Below are 19771 nucleotides of genomic sequence, written 5' to 3'. Positions count from 1 at the left end.
GTGATCAGAGACCAGCTGCGCTACGCAGCTTGTCGGCACGATCAGTGCTCTCCCACGGAAGCTCGATGTCGGTGCGACCGAAGTGACCGTACGCCGCCGTCTGCGCGTAGATCGGGCGCAGCAGGTCGAGGTCGCGAATGATCGCTCCCGGACGCAGGTCGAAGATCTCGGTGATCGCCTTCTGGATCCGTGCCGGATCGGTCTTCTCGGTGCCGAAGGTTTCGACGAAGAGTCCGACCGGAGCTGCCTTGCCGATGGCGTAGGCGACCTGAACCTCGATGCGATCGGCCAGACCTGCGGCAACCGCATTCTTGGCTACCCAGCGCATGGCGTAGGCAGCGCTGCGGTCGACCTTCGACGGGTCCTTGCCGGAGAATGCGCCGCCGCCGTGACGAGCCATTCCGCCGTACGTGTCGACGATGATCTTGCGACCGGTCAAACCGGCGTCACCCATCGGGCCACCGAGGACGAACTTGCCCGTTGGGTTGACCAACAGGCGGACGTCGGAGGTGTCCAGGTCGGTGAGGTTCACGTCGGTCAGCACCGAATGGAGGACCTTCTCGCGAAGGTCCGGCGTCAGCAGGTTGTCGAGGTCGATGTCCGCTGCGTGCTGGGTGGAGATGACCACCGTGTCGAGCCGAACGGCCTTGTCGCCGTCGTACTCGATGGTGACCTGGGTCTTGCCGTCCGGGCGCAGGTACGGCAGCACGCCGGACTTGCGGACCTCGGTCAACCTGCGGGACAGACGATGCGCCAGCGCGATGGGCAGCGGCATCAGTTCCGGAGTGTCGGTGGTGGCGTAGCCGAACATCAGGCCCTGGTCGCCGGCACCCTGACGGTCGATCTCGTCGTCGCTGATTCCGTCGACGCGAGCCTCGTGCGAGTGATCGACACCCTGCGCGATCTCGGGCGACTGTGCGCCGATCGCGACGTTCACGCCGCACGAGTTTCCGTCGAAACCCTTCGCGGAGCTGTCGTAGCCGATTTCGAGGACCGTGTCGCGCACGATCTTCGGGATATCCGCGTACGCAGTGGTGGTGACCTCGCCGGCTACGTGAACCTGGCCGGTGGTGACCAGCGTTTCGACGGCCACGCGAGCGCGCGGGTCCTGGGTGAGCAGCGCGTCGAGGATCGAGTCGCTGATCGCGTCACAGATCTTGTCCGGGTGCCCCTCGGTGACGGACTCGCTGGTGAATAGCCGACTGCCGGACTTGCTCACAGATCTCCCTCTCGACGACTGAGTTCTTGACTACAGCTTATTGAAGTATCCGAATCACCGTTCGGTGACCGTTTTGTCATGCTTTGTTAGCTGGGGGCTGAGCCGACGATAACGGTTGGACCGCCTGCGCAACACCCTTGCACTCACCCGATTATCGTGGGGTAACTCTCACCACTGGGCGCGTGTCGCTACTCGGGGAAGAGCTTGACCAGGGCGTCGAGCACTCGGCTGGCCATCAGGGCCTTGGATCCGTGCTCGAGCGCGGACTCCGAGCCATCCGAACCGAGCAGCCAGCCGTCGTTGTGATCGACCTCGAACGCCTTGCCCTCGCCGACCGCGTTGACAACGAGGAGGTCGCAGCCTTTGCGGGCAAGCTTGGAGCGGGCGTAACTGAGAACGTCACCGTGTGCGTCGCCGGTCTCGGCGGCGAATCCGACGATGACCGTTCGAGCATCCAGATCGCCGTCATGACGCGATTCCACGAGACCGGCAAGTATGTCGGTATTCCGAGTGAGGCTGATCGAGTCGGGTTCGTTGGCGCCCTTCTTGATCTTGCTGCCTTCGACGGTGGTGGGACGGAAGTCCGCGACAGCCGCGGCCATGACGACTCCGTCGTGTCCCGGTGCGTGCTTCTCCACTGCCAGTCGGAGATCTTCGGCCGTCTTGATGTGCACGACGTCGACGGCGGCGGGGTCGGCGAGATCGGCCGTGTAGCCGGCGATCAGCGTGACGTGCGCGCCGCGTTGTGCGGCCAGACGGGCGAGTGCGTACCCCTGTTTACCCGAACTGCGATTACCAAGAAAACGCACGGGATCAAGAGGCTCGCGAGTACCGCCGGCGGTCACCAGAATGCGGCGACCTTCCAGGTCTCGCGGCAATGCATCCGAACGCTCGAGGAGCAACGACGCCAGACCGACGATCTCGTCGGGCTCGGGAAGTCGCCCCGCTCCGGTGTCTTTACCGGTCAAACGCCCGGAGGCAGGTTCGATCACGTGGACGCCGCGCGAGCGAAGTGTCGCCACGTTGGACACTGTTGCGGGGTGTTCCCACATCTCGGTGTGCATGGCGGGGGCGAAGACGACCGGACAGCGAGCGGTCAACAAAGTGGCCGTCAACAGGTCGTCTGCGCGGCCCATGACGGCTCGCGCCATCAGATCAGCTGTTGCCGGCGCGATGACAACGAGGTCGGCTTCCTGCCCGAGACGGACATGCGGAACCTGCGGGACGTCGTTGAAGACGCCGGTGTGAACCGGGTTACCGGAGAGCGCTTCGAACGTGGCGCGGCCGACGAACTCCAAAGCGGATTCCGTCGGGATCACGCGAACGTGATGACCACTCTCGGTGAAACTGCGGATGATCGAGCACGCTTTGTACGCGGCGATACCCCCACCGACACCGACGACAATGCGCTTACGTATCGATGTGGGTGCGTCGGACACTCCCCCGACACCCGAACGAGGTTCGGGTGCGGCAGACGTGGTGCTCACTCGCCTTCGGTGTGCTCGAGGAGATCAGCGTGGATTTCACGCAACGCGATGGACAGCGGCTTTTCCTGCAGACCGGGCTCGACCAAAGGTCCGACGTATTCGAGGATGCCGTCACCGAGCTGGTTGTAGTAGTCGTTGATCTGGCGCGCACGCTTGGCCGAGTAGATGACCAGGGCGTACTTGGAAGAGGTGCGTTCGAGCAACTCGTCGATCGGCGGGTTGGTGATGCCGAGCGGGGTGTCGTAGGCAGGCAGAGCGCCCTGACCTGCTGCGGACGCGGCTGAAGTGCTGCTCACTCTTGTGTCTCCTGAATTAGATCTTCATTGAAGAACTAGATTTATCGATCCGGATATCTGAGAAACGGGGCGGAAATCGGTTCCCGAAGGATGCGGAATCAGTTCCCGACCAACAAGGATACCAACTCATCGCAAGCATGGCTTACATCCTCGTTCACGATGACCGTGTCGAACTCGTCCTGTGCAGCCAATTCCACTCGAGCCGTCTCGAGTCGGCGTGCCACGACGTCTTCCGTTTCGGTGCCCCGTCCAGTCAGCCGTTGCACAAGAACGTCCCAACTCGGTGGCGCCATGAACACCAACAAAGCTTCGGGCATCGCCTTCCGGACAGCTCGTGCTCCGGCGAGATCGACCTCGACGAGAACGGGCTTTCCAGCTTGGAGTGCTTCTTCGATCGGAGCTGCGGGTGTGCCGGAGCGCTGCAGGCCGCCGTGGATTTCCGCCCATTCGAGAAGTTCACCGGAGTCGATCATCCGTTGAAATTCTTCGCGGGAGGTAAATCGGTAGTCCTTGCCGTCCACTTCACCTGGACGGGGATCGCGAGTGGTCGCCGAAACACTGAAAACGAGTTCAGGCAACCGAGTTCTCAGCTCGCGAACGACGCTCGACTTACCGACAGCCGAAGGGCCGGCCAGTACAACCAGCCGACCCCTCCGCACTGCAGTCTTGCTCTCTGACACTGTTGCGTCAGCAATCATCACTTGTCGGCTCAGGCCTCGAAGTCGAACTTGGTGAGCAGAGCCTTGCGCTGCCGATCACCGAGGCCACGAAGGCGACGGGTCGGTGCAATCTCCAGCTCGGTCATGATCTCCTGAGCCTTGACCTTGCCCACCTTGGGCAGTGCCTCGAGCAGTGCCGAAACCTTCATCTTGCCCAAGATTTCGTTGTCTTCGGCGTCCTTGAGGACCTGCTTGAGGTCGGTGCCGCCACGCTTCAGGCGCTCCTTGAGCTCAGCCCTGGCCTTGCGGGCAGCAGCTGCCTTCTCCAAAGCAGCAGCGCGCTGCTCATCAGTCAACTGGGGAAGGGCCACGGTTCCTCCGTCTCGTCGTGTACAAATTTTGTCTATTCCGCTGATAACCAGCAGCGATAGCGACCGTACTCACGCCTGGCGTGAATTGCTAACCCACCCCCCGCGGTCCGATGCAGATCGCGGTGGGTTATGCGCGTCGAATCGATGTCACGGATCGTCGCTGTTTTCGGCAGGATCGAGACGGATTCGGCGCAACATGAACGTGCGTACAGTACCGAAATAGACTGTAACACAAAGCATTTCGATACAAACAGCACGACAGCCCGGTGGGTGTGTGCGAAATCGTTACCTGCGGGAATGAACGTGGTCGCTGACACATTCAAAATTTTCGAGCATTTTCGACGCCCATGCGCGTGTCGCGGCCTGTTTTCAGGTCGGCAGCGACGATTTCGGATCGTCGGCGTCGACCGTCTCGGGTTCGGTGCGGCTCACGCCGGAGGCAGCCAGAGCGGAAACCACCGCGAGGCTCGCCCAGAGCAACGAATTCTCCAGAACGAAGCCGAAGACCGGGATATCCATGTCCGCGCCGACGCGAGGAAGCCGAAACAGCACGACGGCAGCGGTGAGGGCGATTGCGATCCAGGACCACACGGGTACCGATCGAGGGCCCTCCCCCATGCCCGACTTGATCGGCACGAGTAGCACGCCCACCGCAGGCACCAACCACACGAAATGGTGGGTCCAGGCAATAGGAGTCACGATCGCCGCCAGCAGAGCCACCACCGTGAAACCGGCAAGATCACCCCGCAGGCGCTGAGCACGCCGCGTTGCGACAATTCCGAGGACACCCAACACTGCACAGGCGAAGAGCCATGCGGGACCCACCAGGCCCTCGGGAAGTAGCCGCAAGGCCATTCCACGCACGGACTGGTTGCCGAACACGGACGGGTCACCGACCGCGACGCGCCCCGAGAGTGAGGCGATGTCACCGAAGTAGTCGATCGTCTGGCGCGGGAGAACGGCAAAGCCGAGCGCCGTGGCGCCGAGGAAGCCGGCGAGGCCGCCCGCAACTGCTTTCCAACGCCCGGTGATCACGTAGTAACCGATGTAGACGAGCGGCACCAGTTTGACCGCCCCGGCGATCCCCACCAGCACACCCTCGGGAATCCACCGGGGTCGAGCCAGCACGTCGATCAGGCACAGGAGTGTCAGGAACAACCCGACCTGCCCGTACCCGAGGTGATCGGAGATCGGCGATGCCGCCGTCCACAGGACCAGGAAACCCACGTAGACCACGACGGGCCGCCTACGTGTGAACGGGACTTCGCGATAGCTGAGCACGATGATCGCGGCCAGCATCAGGAGGCTGACAAAACTCCATCCCCACTGGACCGCACCCCAGGAGCCCAAGGCGACCGGAACGGCGACGAGCGCAGCGAAGGGCGGATAAGTGAACGGCAATCTCGCGTTGAACGACCCGTCGTACAGGTTCGAGCCGTCGAGGACGGCTTGACCCGCCGTCCGGTACACGGCGAGATCGTCGCCGTGTACGCCGGTGACGGATTGGAACCCGGTGGCCAGCAGCGCACACGCCGCGATGAGAAGTCCGATCCGCCACCAACGATTCACCGACGGACGGTACCACCGGGTTCCACCGCTCGAACGAGCCTCGAGGTCACTCACGGATCAGTTCGCCAATGCGGCTTCGATCTCGTCTCGGTCACGCATTGCTGCCTCCCGAAGTGCCGAAACCGAAGGACCGTGCTCGAGCACACCACGGGAAGTGTTCGGCAGCAGGAGTTCGGTAGAGCCGGCGAAGATGTCTGCGAGATCCGCTGCCGTCGCGCCCTGCGCGCCGAGCCCCGGAGCGAGAATCGGGCCGCTGAACTGGGACAGGTCCAGACCGTGGTCGCGAGTTGCACCGACCACCAGTCCGACGGTGTCGCGGCCGTCGGCGTTGGCGTCGACTGCAGCGTTCACGATCGACTGAGCCACACTCACACCGTCGGCCGTCGACTGTTGAAGTACGCCACCCTCTGGATTGGAGGTTCGTGCCAGCACGAAGATCCCGCGTGCGTTCTGCCTTGCCAGTTCGAGAGTCGGAGCCAGCGCCCCGAACCCCAGGTACGGCGAAACGGTGACCGAGTCGGAGGCCAACGGCGAATCACCCAACCAGGCTTGCGCGTACGCGTCCATGGTCGACCCGATGTCACCACGCTTTGCGTCCGCGACGACAAGCGTTCCCGCATCGCGAAGGACCGAGATGGTCCGCTCCAAGACGGCGAAGCCGGCGCTGCCGTACGCCTCGAAGAACGCAACCTGAGGTTTGACGAGCCCCACCTCACCGGTGAACGCCTCGACGCAGATCTCGGCGAAAGTCTCGAGGCCTTCGGCCGTACGTGGCAGTCCCCACGCGTCGAGAAGTGCGGGATGCGGGTCGATACCGACGCACAGCCGCCCCCGGTCCGCGATCGCGGACCGGAGACGATGCCCCCAACTGTGACTCACGACTGCTGTGCCGGCGGACGAAGACCTGCATGCAGTTCCTGCAGGGAGTGAACTCCGATGTCGCCGCGGATGGCCGCTTCGATGCCCTGCACGGCGGCCGAGGCACCCTGCACCGTCGTTATACACGGGATGTTCGACGCAACTGCTGCGCTTCGGATCTCGTAGCCGTCGACGCGCGGGCCGTTGTTGCCGTACGGCGTGTTGATGACCATGGCGACCTCACCGCTGCGGATCTGATCGACGATGGTCTCGGCACCGGCCGGAACATCTTCACCCGACTGCTTGTAGACCTGCTTGCACTCGATACCGTTGCGCCGCAACACATCCGCGGTCCCCTCGGTAGCGAGGATGGTGAATCCGAGATCTGCCAGGCGCTTGACCGGGAAAATCAGCGAACGCTTGTCCTTGTTGGCGACCGAGACGAACACCGCGCCCGTGGTGGGCAATGACCCGTAGGCAGCGGTCTGCGACTTGGCAAAAGCCGTACCGAAGTCGAAGTCGATTCCCATGACCTCACCGGTGGACTTCATCTCCGGGCTGAGCAAGGTATCCACACCGGTACCGTCGGCGCGGCGGAAGCGGTTGAACGGCAACACAGCTTCCTTGACCGCGATCGGTGCGCCGGCCGGGGTGTTTCCACCGTCGCCGGTCGCCGGCAGGATGCCGCTTGCGCGCAGATCGGCGATGGATTCGCCGAGCATGACGCGGGCGCATGCCTTGGCGAGCTGGACGGCCGTCGCCTTGGACACGAACGGGACGGTGCGGCTGGCGCGGGGGTTCGCCTCCAGCACGTAGAGGATGTCGTCCTTGAGGGCGTACTGGACGTTGAGCAGACCCTTGACGCCGATGCCCTTTGCGAGAGCCTCGGTGGAACGGCGGACGTTTTCGAGATCCGCACGGCCCAGGGTGATGGGCGGGAGCGCACACGCCGAGTCACCGGAGTGAATGCCGGCTTCCTCGATGTGCTCCATGACGCCGCCGAGGTACACCTCGGTGCCGTCGCACAGAGCGTCGACGTCGATCTCGACTGCGTCTTCGAGGAAGCGGTCGACCAGGACCGGACGGTCGTCGGAGATCTCCGTGGCGCGCGAGATGTAGTCGGCGAGGGAAGCCTCGTCGTACACGATCTCCATGCCGCGCCCACCGAGCACGTACGACGGACGCACCAGCACCGGGTAGCCGATACCGGCTGCGATCTCGCGGGCGCCGTCGAACGTGGTGGCGGTGCCGAACTTCGGTGCGGGCAGACCGGCTTCGGTCAGCACGCGGCCGAATTCGCCGCGGTCCTCGGCCAGGTCGATGGCTGCGGGGCTGGTTCCCACGATGGGGACACCGGCAGCTTCGAGACGCTTTGCCAATCCGAGCGGGGTCTGGCCGCCGAGCTGGACGATGACGCCGGCAACGGTGCCCGACTGCGCCTCCGCGCGGTAGACCTCGAAGACGTCCTCGAACGTGAGCGGCTCGAAGTACAGGCGGTCAGCGGTGTCGTAGTCCGTCGAGACGGTCTCGGGGTTGCAGTTGACCATGACGGTCTCGTACCCGGCTTCGGACAGCGTCTGCGCCGCGTGGACACACGAGTAGTCGAACTCGATGCCCTGACCGATGCGGTTGGGGCCGGATCCGAGGATCAGAACCTTGGGTCGCTCGGTCTGCGGAGCAACTTCGGACTCGGCGTTGGGGTCGAGCTCGTAGGTCGAGTAGTGGTACGGCGTCTTGGCCTCGAACTCTGCGGCGCAGGTGTCGACGGTCTTGTAGACGGGGCGGACACCGAGCTGATCGCGCAGAGCGCGAACTGCGTCCTCACCTGCGTGCGTGTCACCACCGAGTTCGGGGCGTAGAGCCGCGATCTGGCGGTCCGAGATGCCGTGGTACTTGGCCTGACGGAGGGCAGCCTCGCCGAAAGCCTCTGCAGCGCGCAGCTTTTCACCGAGCTCGTGAATCTGCTGGAACTGGTCGAGGAACCACGGATCGATCTTGGTGGCGTCGAAGAGCTGCTCGACAGTTGCGCCGAGAGCGAATGCCTTCTCGATGCCGTACATGCGGCCGTCCTGCGGAACGCTCAGGTCTGCCAGTAGTGCGTCCAGGCTCTCCGCCTCGACGTCGGCGCCGGTCCAGTAACCCGCACGCTTGGTCTCGAGCGAGCGCATGACCTTGCCGAATGCCTCGGTGAAGTTGCGGCCGATGCTCATGGCCTCGCCCACCGACTTCATCGTGGTGGTCAGTGTTCCGTCGGCACCCGGGAACTTCTCGAAAGCGAACCGCGGAGCCTTGACGACGACGTAGTCGAGTGTCGGCTCGAAGCAGGCTGGGGTTTCCTTGGTGATGTCGTTGACGATCTCGTCGAGCGTGTAGCCGATGGCCAGCTTGGCGGCCATCTTCGCGATCGGGTAGCCGGTCGCCTTCGATGCCAGAGCAGACGAGCGGGAAACGCGCGGGTTCATCTCGATGACAACCAGGCGGCCGTCGGCCGGGTCCATCGCGAACTGGATGTTGCAGCCGCCGGTGTCGACGCCCACCTCACGCAGAATGTCGATGGAGAGGTCGCGCATCGCCTGGTACTCGCGGTCGGTCAGCGTCATCGCCGGGGCGACCGTCACGCTGTCTCCGGTGTGGACACCGACGGGGTCGACGTTCTCGATGGAGCAGACGATCACGACGTTGTCGCGACTGTCACGCATGAGTTCGAGTTCGTATTCCTTCCAACCGAGGATGGATTCCTCGATGAGGACGTTCGCCGTCGGCGACGCGGCCAGACCGCCACCGGCGATCCGATTGAGATCGTCGACGTCGTACGCCATGCCGGAACCGAGGCCACCCATGGTGAAGGACGGGCGCACGACAACCGGGTAACCGAGTTCGGCGACCGTGGCGTGTACTTCGTCCATCGTGTAGCAGACGGCGGACTTCGCGGATTCGCCACCGACCTTGGCAACGATGTCCTTGAACTTCTGGCGATCCTCGCCGCGCTGGATGGCGTCGAAGTCGGCGCCGATGAGTTCGACGTCGTACTTCTCCAGGATGCCCTGCTCGTGCAGCGCTACTGCGGCATTGAGCGCAGTCTGACCGCCGAGCGTCGCGAGGACGGCGTCGATCTTGTTGCCCTGCAACGCTTCCTTGGCGATGACCTTCTCGAGGAACTCAGCCGTGATCGGCTCGACGTACGTGGCGTCGGCGAACTCGGGGTCCGTCATGATGGTGGCGGGATTGGAATTGACCAGGCTGACGCGCAGGCCCTCCTCCTGGAGGACGCGGCAAGCCTGGGTGCCCGAGTAGTCGAACTCGCAGGCCTGACCGATGACGATCGGACCGGAGCCGATTACCAGGATGTGCTTGAGATCTGTACGGCGTGGCATTAGTTCTTGACTCCGGTTTCTTTCCGTGCGGAGAGCAGGCTGGTGAAGCGGTCGAAGAGATACGCAGCGTCGTGCGGGCCGGCTGCCGCCTCCGGGTGGTACTGCACCGAGAAGGCCGAATCGTCCAGCAGGCGAACACCTTCGACGGCTCCGTCGTTTGCGCAGGTGTGGCTGACCACGGCGCGACCGAACGGGGTGTCGAATTCCTGACCGGCTTCGCCTTCGAGTGCGAAGCCGTGGTTCTGCGCGGTGATCGCGATGCGACCCGTCTGATGCTCGATCACCGGGATGTTGATGCCGCGGTGGCCGAACTTCATCTTGTACGTGCTCAGGCCGAGGGCGCGGCCCAGGATCTGGTTGCCGAAGCAGATACCGAACAGTGGCAAGCCCTGTCCGATGACCTCTTTGGTGAGGTGGACGGCGCCGTCGGCGGTGGCCGGGTCACCGGGGCCGTTGGAGAGGAACACACCGTCGGCCTTGAGATCGAGGATCTGTTCGAGCGACGCGTTGGACGGCAGCACGTGGACGCGGATGCCACGCTCGGCGAACATGCGCGGTGTGTTGGTCTTGATGCCGAGGTCGATGGCGGCCACCGTGTACAGCGCCTCGCCGCCCTTCGGCTCGACGACGTAGCCGCTGGTGGTGCTGACCTCACCGGCAAGATCGGCGCCGAGCATGGTCGGCTGATCCTGAACTCGTCGGACCAGTTCGTCGGCGGCGGCGATTGCCTCACCCGAAAAGACACCGGCCTTCATCGAGCCGCGGGTGCGCAGGTGGCGAACCAGGGCGCGGGTGTCGATCCCGGCGATTCCGACGATGCCCTGCTCTTCCAGCTTGGCCTGCAGCGAGCCCGTGGCACGCCAACTCGAGGTAACCCGAGAAGGATCGCGGACCACGTAGCCGGCGACCCAGATCTTTGCGCCGGCGCGCTCACCGGTCGGTCCGACCGACTCGTCGTCTTCGTCGTTCCAGCCGGTGTTGCCGATCTGCGGCGCTGTGGAGACCACGATCTGGCGGTGGTAGCTGGGATCGGTGAGCGTTTCCTGGTAGCCGGTCATGCCGGTGCTGAACACCGCTTCGCCCAGGGTCTGTCCAACCGCACCGAAGGTGGTTCCGCGGAACACCCGTCCGTCTTCGAGGACCAGTACTGCGGGGCTGTTGTCAAAGCCGCTCATGCGTTCTTTCCGTTCTGCTCGATGTCGCCAGAGCTTGCGTCTTCATTGTCATTCGTCTTGTTCGAAGCAGTCTTGTTCGAAGCAGTTACCGGCTTGACCCAGTCCGGATAAACCGTCTTGTCGTCGCCGCGCACGCCCGTGTCGATCTCGGTTCCACTCGGCAATTCCCAGCGGATCACCAGGACGCCGTCCTTGCTCATGACCTTGCCGGCGAGACCGTTCTCCGTGCGGATCGCGCGGATCGACTTCTCGGGGATCCAGATCGCCGACGCACCGTCACGCTCGACGAGAATTCCGCCGCTGTAGCGGCTGATCTCGCAGGTGGCACGAAACCCGAGGTCGCCGACGGCGATACGGTCCTGCCAGCTGGGCGCAATGGTGCTGCCGACGTACAGGCCGGTGGTCGGCAGGACGAGCAGTTCACCCAGAGTTGCCGGTACCGTCGGCAACTCGCCGATCTTGTCTTTCTGGCGTCGAGCGCGTCCACGCCAGCCGACGTACATCAGGCCGATCATCGCGACCCAGAAGATCGCCAGACCGATGATCCACAGTGCTCTGTCCATGACGCGCTACTCCTCGCTACTCCGCAGCCGCACATTCCCGTCGTGTGCGGTGATGCGGCCACGTAACAGTGTGGTCGTGACCCGAGCGGGCAATGTCATCGACTCGTACGGAGTGTTATGCGCGACACTCGCCAGATCGGGGCCGTGGACCGTCCACTCGGTCGAAGGATCGACCAATGTCAGGTTGGCGGGCTCCCCCACCTCGATGGGGCGGCCCTGATCATCGAGGCCGACAATTGCCGCGGGGCGCTCACTCATGACCCGGGCGACACCGCGCCAGTCCAGCAGGCCAGGCTGGACCATCGTCTCGACGATGATCGAGAGCGCTGTCTCGAGGCCGAGCATTCCGGGGCGAGCAGCCGCGAATTCGCAGCACTTGTCCTGCTCGGCGTGCGGAGCATGGTCGGTCGCGACACAGTCGATGATGCCCTCGGCCAGTCCCTTGCGCAGGGCAGCAACATCGCTGGCCTCACGCAAAGGCGGGTTGACCTTGTTGATCGCGTCGTACGTCTCGAGACGTGAATCGTCGAGGAGCAGGTGATGTGGCGTGACCTCGGCGGTGATCGAAATCCCTTGGCTGCGAGCCCACTTCACGAGTTCGACGGTTCCGGCGGTGGATGCGTGGCAGATGTGAACGCGGGCACCGGCGTCACGCGCGAGCAGCGCGTCGCGTGCCACGATCGATTCTTCGGCTGCTCGCGGCCACCCGGCCAGGCCGAGGCGTGCGGCGGTGGGACCCTCGTGCGCAACCGCACCGACCGTCAGGCGCGGCTCTTCGGCGTGCTGCGCGATCAGAACGCCCAGCGAGCTGGAGTATTCGAGCGCGCGACGCATGATCAGTGGGTCGTAGACGCAGTGGCCGTCGTCGGAGAACATCTTGACCTTGCCGACGCCGGCCGCCATGGTGGCCATCTCGGCGAGTTGTTTGCCTTCCAGGCCCGCTGTGACTGCGCCGACGGGATGGACGTCGACGAGGCCGACTTCCTGCCCACGTCGCCACACATGATCGGTGATGACTACCGAATCGGCGACAGGGCTCGTGTTGGCCATCGCGAAGACTGCGGTGTATCCACCCAGAGCGGCTGCCGAGCTGCCGGTTTCGATGGTCTCGGTATCCTCGCGACCGGGCTCACGCAGATGTGTGTGCAGGTCCACGAAGCCAGGAAGCAGAATCTGCCCGCCGGCGTCGATCACCTCGGACGCCGTGGCCGGATCGAGGTTCACGCCGATCTCGAGGATGGTGCCCTCGCCGACGAGTACGTCGGTGGGCTCCCCTTCCCCGTAGATCAGGACTCCGCGGAGCAGGACACTCACGGGTGATTCTCCGTTCTCGTTTCTCGTCACAGCGCACCGTCCTCTGACCCGACCAGAAGTCGGAACAAGACAGCCATGCGCATGTGCACACCGTTGGTAACCTGTTGCAGTACAGCAGTTTTCGAGGAATCGGCGACGGCGGATGCGATCTCCATGCCGCGCAGCATCGGACCGGGGTGCAAAACCACCGCGTGATCGGCCAGCATCGCCAGTCGCTTCTCGGACAGGCCGTAGTTGATCGAGTACTCGCGCTGCGACGGAAAGAAGCCGCCATTCATGCGCTCGGCCTGAACACGGAGCATCAGCACCGCATCGAGGCCGGGCAGTTCGGCGTCGAGTGAATGCGAGACCGTGACCGGCCACGTGTGCGCACCGACAGGCAGCAGTGTCGGAGGCGCCACCAGGACGACCTCGGCGCCGAGCATCGAGAGCAGCAGCGCATTGGAGCGAGCGACGCGACTGTGCAGAATGTCGCCGACGATGGCGATCCGCTTACCCTCGATGTCGCCGAGACGCTGGCGGAGGGTCAGAGCGTCGAGAAGCGCCTGGGTGGGATGCTCGTGCGTGCCGTCACCTGCGTTGATGACTGCCGGGCCACCGTCGTCGGCCGCTCCGGTCCACTTGGCGATCTGATGGGCTGCACCCGAAGCCGGGTGTCGCACGATGAGTGCGTCGGCACCTGCCGCGCGCAAGGTCATCGCCGTATCGCGTAGGGATTCGCCCTTGGACACCGAGGAACTGGACGCGCTGACGTTGATGACGTCGGCACTCATCCACTTGCCTGCCACCTCGAAAGACACCCGGGTGCGCGTCGAGTTCTCGAAGAACACCGTCATTACCGTGCGTCCGCGCAGCGTCGGGAGTTTGCGCACCTCGCGTCCCAGAAGCGCCTGCTCGAACCGTTCTGCCTCGTCGAGAAGTTCTACCGCGGACTCACGATTGAGGTCCGCGATGGAAAGAAGGTGCTTCACGCGCTCTTACCTCCGGAGATGACTACCGCTTCCCTGCCGTCGTGCTCCTGGAGGAGAACCTTGACGTCCTCTGACCGCGCGGTCGGGACGTTCTTGCCGACGTAATCGGCGCGCAGCGGCAGTTCACGGTGACCGCGATCGACCAACACCGCGAGTTGCACCGCGCGGGGGCGACCGAGATCGCGCAACGCATCGAGGGCGGAGCGCACGGTGCGACCGGAGAAGAGGACATCGTCCACGAGAACGACCAAAGCGTTGTCGACGCCGCCTTCGGGGACGGACGTTCGCTCGAGCGGGCGGTGCGGTTTGTTCCGGAGGTCATCGCGGTACAGCGTGATGTCGAGAGATCCGATGGGAAGACGCACACCGGAGAATTCTTCGATCTTGGCCCGCAGTCGCGTGGCGAGGGTGGTGCCGCGCGTCGGAATACCGATCAGGACTACACGCGGGGCTGTTCCCTCGGGTCCGTCGAGTGCGGTTTTCTCGATGATCTCGTGAGCGATCCGCGCGATGGTCCGGCCCACATCTTGGGCGGACAACAATTCGCGGGTCTCGCTACTTGCCTCGACACCGGGTGCCTTCGCGTTCTCTGGACCTGCAAGATCGGATGGGCGAAACCCTTCGGGCACACTCATACAGCGACCTCCTTCTCCGCCTCACTGGACGGATCGTTAAAGGATGTCTGACGGTCCCCACCCTATCAGCCGACAGACCTGATCCCGCCGTGCGAGCGATCACTGGGACCGGTTGTGTGCAGACACACAACTCGCACAGTGACACTTGTGCGACTCGCACAGTGACACTTGTGCGACTCGCACGGCGGGTGGTGGAACAAAACTTGCTACTCGGTACCCGAATCCGATTCCTGCGCTCGCTGAGATGTCGCGGCTGCAGCCGATCGAACCTGCGGCGCAACGAGAACAACCTGCCCGAGGATTCCGTTGACGAATCCCGGAGAATCGTCCGTCGAAAGCTGCTTCGCGAGTTCGACGGCCTCGTCCACGGCGACAACCGGCGGAACGTCCGTCGCGTGGAAGAGCTCCCACACCGCGATACGCAGAATTGCGCGGTCCACTGCGGGCAGACGCTCGAGCGTCCAATCCTGCAGATGCGAGGAGATGACCTGATCGATGCGATCCAGGTTCTCCGCAACTCCGGACACCAACGTGACGGTGTAGGCCGCGACGGGCGCTACCGCGTCGTCCTTGACGGACAGGTCGGAACGCTCCGATGCAAGTGCGACCGGATCGAGGTCACGTGCTTCGGCTTCGAAGAGGAAGTCGACGGCACGCTTGCGCGCCTTGTGGCGTGCACCGAGTTTCTTATGTGTGCCGGACACTCAGGAATTCACACGCCCGAGGTAGTTGCCGTCACGGGAATCGACCTTGAGCTTGTCACCGGTGTTGATGAAGAGCGGGACGTTGATCTCGGCACCGGTCTCGAGGGTGGCAGGCTTGGTGCCGCCGGTGGAGCGGTCGCCCTGCAGGCCGGGATCGGTGTGCTTGACAACGAGCTCGACGGTGACCGGAAGCTCGACGAAGAGGGGAACGTCCTCGTGGGTTGCGACCTGGACTGCCATGTTCTCGAGCAGGAAACGCGACTGGTCGCCGACGGTGGCTTCGCTGATCGACACCTGGTCGTAGGTGTCGCCGTCCATGAAGATGTAGTCGCTGCCGTCGTGGTACAGGTAGGTCATGTCACGACGGTCGACCGTGGCGGTCTCGACCTTCACACCGGCGTTGAACGTCTTGTCCACTACCTTGCCCGAGAGCACGTTCTTGAGCTTGGTGCGCACGAAGGCAGGGCCCTTGCCGGGCTTGACGTGCTGGAACTCGATGATCGTCCACAGCTGGCCTTCGATCTGCAGAACCAGACCATTCTTGAAATCACTGGTGGAAGCCACTTGCTTCGCGTCTCCTAGGGGTCGGGAAACCGTCTCAGACGACGGTAAGGTCTTTTGCGGTCAGTGTGAGCAGCTCTGGCCCCTGCTCACGAACAACGAGCGTGTCCTCGATCCGTACACCTCCGCGCCCGGAGAAGTACACGCCCGGCTCGACGGTCACCGCCGCGCCGGAAAGAAGTGTACCGGTGCCGAGCTTGCCGATCCCCGGTGCTTCGTGGATTTCGAGGCCCACACCGTGGCCGAGGCCGTGAAGGAACAACTCGCCGTAGCCTGCATCGTCGATCACCGCACGGGCGGCGGCGTCGACTGCCGCGCATTCGACACCCGGAGCGAGGGCGTCACAACCGGCAGCTTGCGAACGCGCGACGAGCTCGTAAATCTCCCGTTGCCAATCGGAAACGGCCTCGAGCACGTAGGTCCGGGTCATGTCCGAGTGGTACCCGCCGACCTGAGCTCCGAAGTCGAGTTTCACGAAGTCGCCCGACGCAAGAATCGCGCCGGTCGGCCGGTGATGTGGAATTGCCGAGTTGGCGCCGGCCGCCACGATCGTCTCGAAGGAGATACCGTCTGCGCCGTTGTCGAGCATCAGGTTTTCCAGCTCGCGGCCGACCTCTCGTTCCGTTCGGCCAGGTCGCAGGCCACCGCGAGCGATCAACTGCGCCAACGCAACATCGGCTGCGGTGCACGCGGCGCGCAACAACTCCACCTCGTGCTCGTCCTTGACCATGCGCAACTGTTCGACAAGGCCGCTCACCGGTTCGAACCTGATCTTCGGCGCTGCCTCGTTCCATGCCCGATGTTCGGCGAATGTCGCTACATGTGACTCGAACGCGAGAACGGGCACCTTGGACGTCTCGATCAAGTGCGCAGCACTCGAACGGGCGATTTCGGCACGAAGGTCCGGCACCTGCTCCGCCACCTGCGTCACGTAACGACCGTCGGTGCAGATCACCGTCGCGCGTTCGTCGGACGCCGAATCGGACGCACTGACGACGAGCGCCGCATTCGAACCGGTGAATCCGGTGAGGTATCTGATGTTGAGGAGATCTGTGACGAGAATCGCGTCGAGTTCGCGCTCCGCGAGGAGGCGTCTGAGGGATTCACGGCGTGTTCTGAAGTCGACCGGCATCCCTCGAACCTACCGCCCGCGCAGACCCGCCGATCAACTCGAAACTCACGGTTACAGCAATAAGTGTGGGTTAGGCCACAAGGTGTAATGGGTTCTAGTTAGGCTGTACCCATGAATGCGTGGTTGGTACGTGGCCTCGGCATGGCCCTGATACATGTTGTGTTTCGTGCGTTGCTCGGTGCAGCAATCGCACAATGGCCACTTCAGGGGTCCACCCTGCGCTGGCTGTCCCTGTTGATCGTCATCGTCTTCGCCGCGATCTGGGGTGGTATCGACGGCATTCGTGACCGCCGAGACTTCCCCGAACCCGAAGACGGCGCCGATCTGACCATGCTGTGGCTCAAGGCTGCACTGGTCGGCGGATTCGTCGCCGGCGCTGCCAGCTGGGCACTCAGCCTGGTCCCCTCCCTCGAACTGACTCAGCAGGGCTTGTTCTTCGAGGTGACCTCTGGTGCGGCGTTCACGATCCTTCTCATCTTCGTCCCCGCCATGGTCGCCATCACCGTCGGACGCTTCTTCGTCAGCCGTGAACAGCGCAAGAACGGAACAGCTCCGCAGACCCCGACCCACGAGCGTCATCGCGAACCGGTGCCTGTCAGCGAGGGCTACGACTCCCCCACCGAGCAGCACGCATACAGCGGAGCCGCCATGTCCGTCGAGGAATCCGACGCCGATACCGCGGTCTTCCCGGCGATCGATCTGGGCAAGCGCGAGCAGTAACACCACCGTCGACACAACCGAATGCGGCCCCGAGGAAATTTTCCTCGGGGCCGCATTCGTATGGCTGTACTTTCGACTTGGCTTCGGTCAGCCCCGCTCTGCGAGGAACCTGATCGCCAGCGGATACGCGGCGACGCCGAGTCCGACGATCACACCGGTCGCAATCGGACTCAGGTAGGAATGGTGCCGAAACTCTTCTCGCGCATGAACGTTCGAGATATGCACCTCGATCAGTCCGGCGGTCAGCTCGGCACACGCATCGCGCAGGACCACCGACGTGTGCGTCAAGCCACCGGCGTTGAGAATCACCGGTTCCCCCGCGTCTGCTGCGTCGTGGATCCAACCGAGCAGATCACCTTCGTGATCGCTCTGACGAACGACCACCTCGACGCCGAGATCCTTACCTGCCGCGACACACAATTCGATCAGATCGTCGTGCGTGGTCGCCCCGTAGACCTCTGGCTGGCGCTTACCCAGACGCCCCAGATTAGGTCCGTTGACGACGTTGATCCTCACAACAGAACCGTTCCGCCAGCTGGTCTCGGATCGCGGGCAATCGCGGAGTACGCCGCGACCAACAAGCTCGGATCCGGCCCTTCGAGGCGGCCCGGCTTGGCCAGTCCGTCGAGGACCACAAAACGAAGCAGCCCGGCACGGTTCTTCTTGTCGGTCTGCATTCCCTTCAGCAGGTCACCGAACGCATCACCGTCGTACGACGTCGGCAGGCCCACGAGGTCGAGGATCGACTTGTGACGATCCGCGGTGGCGTCGTCGAGTCGACCGGCGAGCCGTCCGAGTTCGGCTGCGAAGACCAGACCGACGGAGACAGCGGCACCGTGACGCCACTTGTACCGCTCACGACGTTCGATCGCGTGGCCGAGCGTGTGGCCGTAATTGAGGATTTCGCGCAGATCCGACTCGCGCAGATCCGCGGCCACGACCTTGGCCTTGACCTCGACGGAGCGCCGAATCAGCTCGGGCAGAACAGTTCCCGACGGATCGAGAGCCGCCTTGGGATCGGCTTCGATCAGATCCAAGATCACCGGGTCGGCGATGAATCCGGTCTTGATGACCTCGGCCATGCCGGCAACGATTTCGTTGTGCGGCACCGTCTCGAGTGTCGCGAGATCGATGAACACCGCTCCGGGTTCGTGGAACGAACCGACGAGGTTCTTGCCCGCTTCGGTGTTGATACCGGTTTTGCCGCCCACCGCTGCGTCGACCATCGCGAGCAACGTGGTGGGGACGTGAACAACCTTGACGCCGCGCATCCAGGTGGCAGCCACGAAGCCGGTGAGGTCGGTCGCCGCTCCCCCGCCCAAGCTCATGATCGCGTCGCTGCGAGTCAGACCGATTCGGCCGAGTACGTCCCAGCAGAAGCCGGCGACGGCCAGATCCTTACCGTCCTCGGCGTCGGGAATTTCGATACGGTGAGCGTCGATTCCCTTCTCCGCCAACGCAGCCCGTACTGCCTCCGCGGTCTCTGCCAGCGGCGGTTGATGGAAGATCGCGACAGTGCGCGCACCGTCGAACTCGGCAACAAGATCGCCGAGCAGGCCGCGGCCGATCACGACCGGGTAGGGACTTGCGGTCTTCACCTCTACACGTACGGGTTCGGTCACTGCTCCACTACTCCGCTCCGGTTGTTCATTTGTCTTGAAGTTTCGACACCAATTGCCCGACGACACGCGCCGGACTGCGGCCGTCGGTCCGAATCCGAATCGTGGCCGAACGCCGGTACAGCGGACGACGACGCCTCATCAGCTCCTGGTACTTGACCTTCGGGTCACCGCCGGCCAGTAGCGGACGATGATTGTTCGCCCCCGTGCGGCGAAGCCCTTCGGCGACACTGATCTCCAGGTAGATGACCGTGTGACCCTGGAGCAACTCGCGGGTGCGATCGGAGAGGATCGCACCACCGCCGAGCGAGACGATTCCGTCGGTGGCCTGCAACGCGTCGCGGACCACCGCTTCCTCGATCTCACGAAACCGAGGCTCTCCGTCGTGGGTGAAGATCTCCGGGATCGTCCTACCCGTGGTCCGTTCGATCTCGGCGTCTGTATCGACCAATTCGAGTTCGAGGGCCTGCGCAAGGCGTCGACCGATCGTCGATTTGCCGGCGCCGGGCGGACCGATGAGTACAGCCTTCGGCTTCATCGATAC

At 63.7% G+C, this 19771-nt stretch carries 20 protein-coding genes; 1 reads left to right on the top strand and 19 read right to left on the bottom strand.

Features of this window, described 5'->3' with window-relative positions:
• Positions 1–4: 4 nt before the first annotated feature.
• The 16 genes from metK to QM716_RS13615 all read right to left on the bottom strand — a co-directional run bounded on the left by metK (position 5) and on the right by QM716_RS13615 (position 16888).
• The gene (metK, locus tag QM716_RS13690) at positions 5–1219 is read right to left on the bottom strand and encodes a methionine adenosyltransferase (RefSeq protein ID WP_230815546.1); all 1215 of its coding nucleotides are present in this window, start codon (positions 1217–1219) and stop codon (positions 5–7) included.
• A gap of 188 nt (positions 1220–1407) precedes the next feature.
• The gene (gene coaBC, locus QM716_RS13685; protein ID WP_502942033.1) at positions 1408–2706 is read right to left on the bottom strand and encodes a bifunctional phosphopantothenoylcysteine decarboxylase/phosphopantothenate--cysteine ligase CoaBC; all 1299 of its coding nucleotides are present in this window, start codon (positions 2704–2706) and stop codon (positions 1408–1410) included.
• Positions 2703–3002 (bottom strand): DNA-directed RNA polymerase subunit omega, encoded by a 300-nt coding sequence (rpoZ, locus tag QM716_RS13680; protein ID WP_003944996.1) that lies wholly within the window; start codon positions 3000–3002, stop codon positions 2703–2705. The genes coaBC and rpoZ overlap by 4 nt, the downstream gene beginning before the upstream one ends.
• 98 nt (positions 3003–3100) lie before the next feature.
• On the bottom strand, positions 3101–3700 hold the full coding sequence (gene gmk, locus QM716_RS13675; RefSeq protein ID WP_283304628.1) for a guanylate kinase: 600 nt from the start codon (positions 3698–3700) through the stop codon (positions 3101–3103).
• An 11-nt stretch (positions 3701–3711) separates the two neighbouring features.
• Positions 3712–4032: an integration host factor, actinobacterial type gene (mihF, locus tag QM716_RS13670; RefSeq protein ID WP_003944825.1), complete on the bottom strand. Its 321-nt coding sequence runs from the start codon at positions 4030–4032 to the stop codon at positions 3712–3714.
• Between the two features lie 369 nt (positions 4033–4401).
• On the bottom strand, positions 4402–5601 hold the full coding sequence (locus tag QM716_RS13665) for a glycosyltransferase 87 family protein (RefSeq protein WP_283304627.1): 1200 nt from the start codon (positions 5599–5601) through the stop codon (positions 4402–4404).
• A gap of 57 nt (positions 5602–5658) precedes the next feature.
• On the bottom strand, positions 5659–6480 hold the full coding sequence (gene pyrF, locus QM716_RS13660; RefSeq protein WP_283304626.1) for an orotidine-5'-phosphate decarboxylase: 822 nt from the start codon (positions 6478–6480) through the stop codon (positions 5659–5661).
• Positions 6477–9833 (bottom strand): carbamoyl-phosphate synthase large subunit, encoded by a 3357-nt coding sequence (gene carB, locus QM716_RS13655; RefSeq protein ID WP_283304625.1) that lies wholly within the window; start codon positions 9831–9833, stop codon positions 6477–6479. The genes pyrF and carB overlap by 4 nt, the downstream gene beginning before the upstream one ends.
• The gene (gene carA / locus QM716_RS13650; RefSeq protein ID WP_283304624.1) at positions 9833–11008 is read right to left on the bottom strand and encodes a glutamine-hydrolyzing carbamoyl-phosphate synthase small subunit; all 1176 of its coding nucleotides are present in this window, start codon (positions 11006–11008) and stop codon (positions 9833–9835) included. The genes carB and carA overlap by 1 nt, the downstream gene beginning before the upstream one ends.
• Positions 11005–11571, bottom strand: a complete 567-nt coding sequence (locus QM716_RS13645) for a PH-like domain-containing protein (RefSeq protein ID WP_003944773.1) — start codon at positions 11569–11571, stop codon at positions 11005–11007. The genes carA and QM716_RS13645 overlap by 4 nt, the downstream gene beginning before the upstream one ends.
• A gap of 6 nt (positions 11572–11577) precedes the next feature.
• The gene (locus QM716_RS13640) at positions 11578–12885 is read right to left on the bottom strand and encodes a dihydroorotase (RefSeq protein WP_283304623.1); all 1308 of its coding nucleotides are present in this window, start codon (positions 12883–12885) and stop codon (positions 11578–11580) included.
• Between the two features lie 26 nt (positions 12886–12911).
• On the bottom strand, positions 12912–13856 hold the full coding sequence (locus QM716_RS13635) for an aspartate carbamoyltransferase catalytic subunit (RefSeq protein ID WP_230815538.1): 945 nt from the start codon (positions 13854–13856) through the stop codon (positions 12912–12914).
• Positions 13853–14491: a bifunctional pyr operon transcriptional regulator/uracil phosphoribosyltransferase PyrR gene (gene pyrR / locus QM716_RS13630; RefSeq protein WP_283304622.1), complete on the bottom strand. Its 639-nt coding sequence runs from the start codon at positions 14489–14491 to the stop codon at positions 13853–13855. The genes QM716_RS13635 and pyrR overlap by 4 nt, the downstream gene beginning before the upstream one ends.
• Before the next feature lie 206 nt (positions 14492–14697).
• Positions 14698–15195, bottom strand: a complete 498-nt coding sequence (gene nusB, locus QM716_RS13625; RefSeq protein ID WP_007728014.1) for a transcription antitermination factor NusB — start codon at positions 15193–15195, stop codon at positions 14698–14700.
• A complete protein-coding gene (efp, locus tag QM716_RS13620) occupies positions 15196–15759 on the bottom strand; it encodes an elongation factor P (RefSeq protein WP_230815536.1) in 564 nt (187 codons plus the stop codon).
• A 34-nt stretch (positions 15760–15793) separates the two neighbouring features.
• Positions 15794–16888: a M24 family metallopeptidase gene (locus QM716_RS13615; protein ID WP_283304621.1), complete on the bottom strand. Its 1095-nt coding sequence runs from the start codon at positions 16886–16888 to the stop codon at positions 15794–15796.
• A gap of 111 nt (positions 16889–16999) precedes the next feature.
• Here QM716_RS13615 and QM716_RS13610 point away from each other — a divergent pair, with 111 nt between their 5' ends.
• Positions 17000–17608 carry a B-4DMT family transporter gene (locus QM716_RS13610; RefSeq protein WP_230815534.1) on the top strand — a complete coding sequence of 203 codons (609 nt, stop codon included), beginning with the start codon at positions 17000–17002 and terminating at the stop codon, positions 17606–17608.
• An 87-nt stretch (positions 17609–17695) separates the two neighbouring features.
• Here the strand turns inward: QM716_RS13610 and aroQ are convergent, their stop codons facing one another.
• From aroQ to QM716_RS13595, 3 genes are read right to left on the bottom strand one after another with little or no spacing between them, the layout of a single operon-like run.
• Complete coding sequence (aroQ, locus tag QM716_RS13605; RefSeq protein WP_283304620.1) at positions 17696–18124, bottom strand: type II 3-dehydroquinate dehydratase; 429 nt, start codon at positions 18122–18124, stop codon at positions 17696–17698.
• Positions 18121–19230 (bottom strand): 3-dehydroquinate synthase, encoded by a 1110-nt coding sequence (aroB, locus tag QM716_RS13600; RefSeq protein ID WP_283304619.1) that lies wholly within the window; start codon positions 19228–19230, stop codon positions 18121–18123. The genes aroQ and aroB overlap by 4 nt, the downstream gene beginning before the upstream one ends.
• A 25-nt stretch (positions 19231–19255) precedes the next feature.
• A complete protein-coding gene (locus QM716_RS13595) occupies positions 19256–19765 on the bottom strand; it encodes a shikimate kinase (RefSeq protein ID WP_230815531.1) in 510 nt (169 codons plus the stop codon).
• Positions 19766–19771 lie beyond the last annotated feature (6 nt).

The sequence above is a fragment of the Rhodococcus sp. IEGM 1409 genome (assembly GCF_030056735.1).
Taxonomy (GTDB): domain Bacteria; phylum Actinomycetota; class Actinomycetes; order Mycobacteriales; family Mycobacteriaceae; genus Rhodococcus_F.
This window is presented reverse-complemented; position numbering and strand designations above follow the sequence as displayed.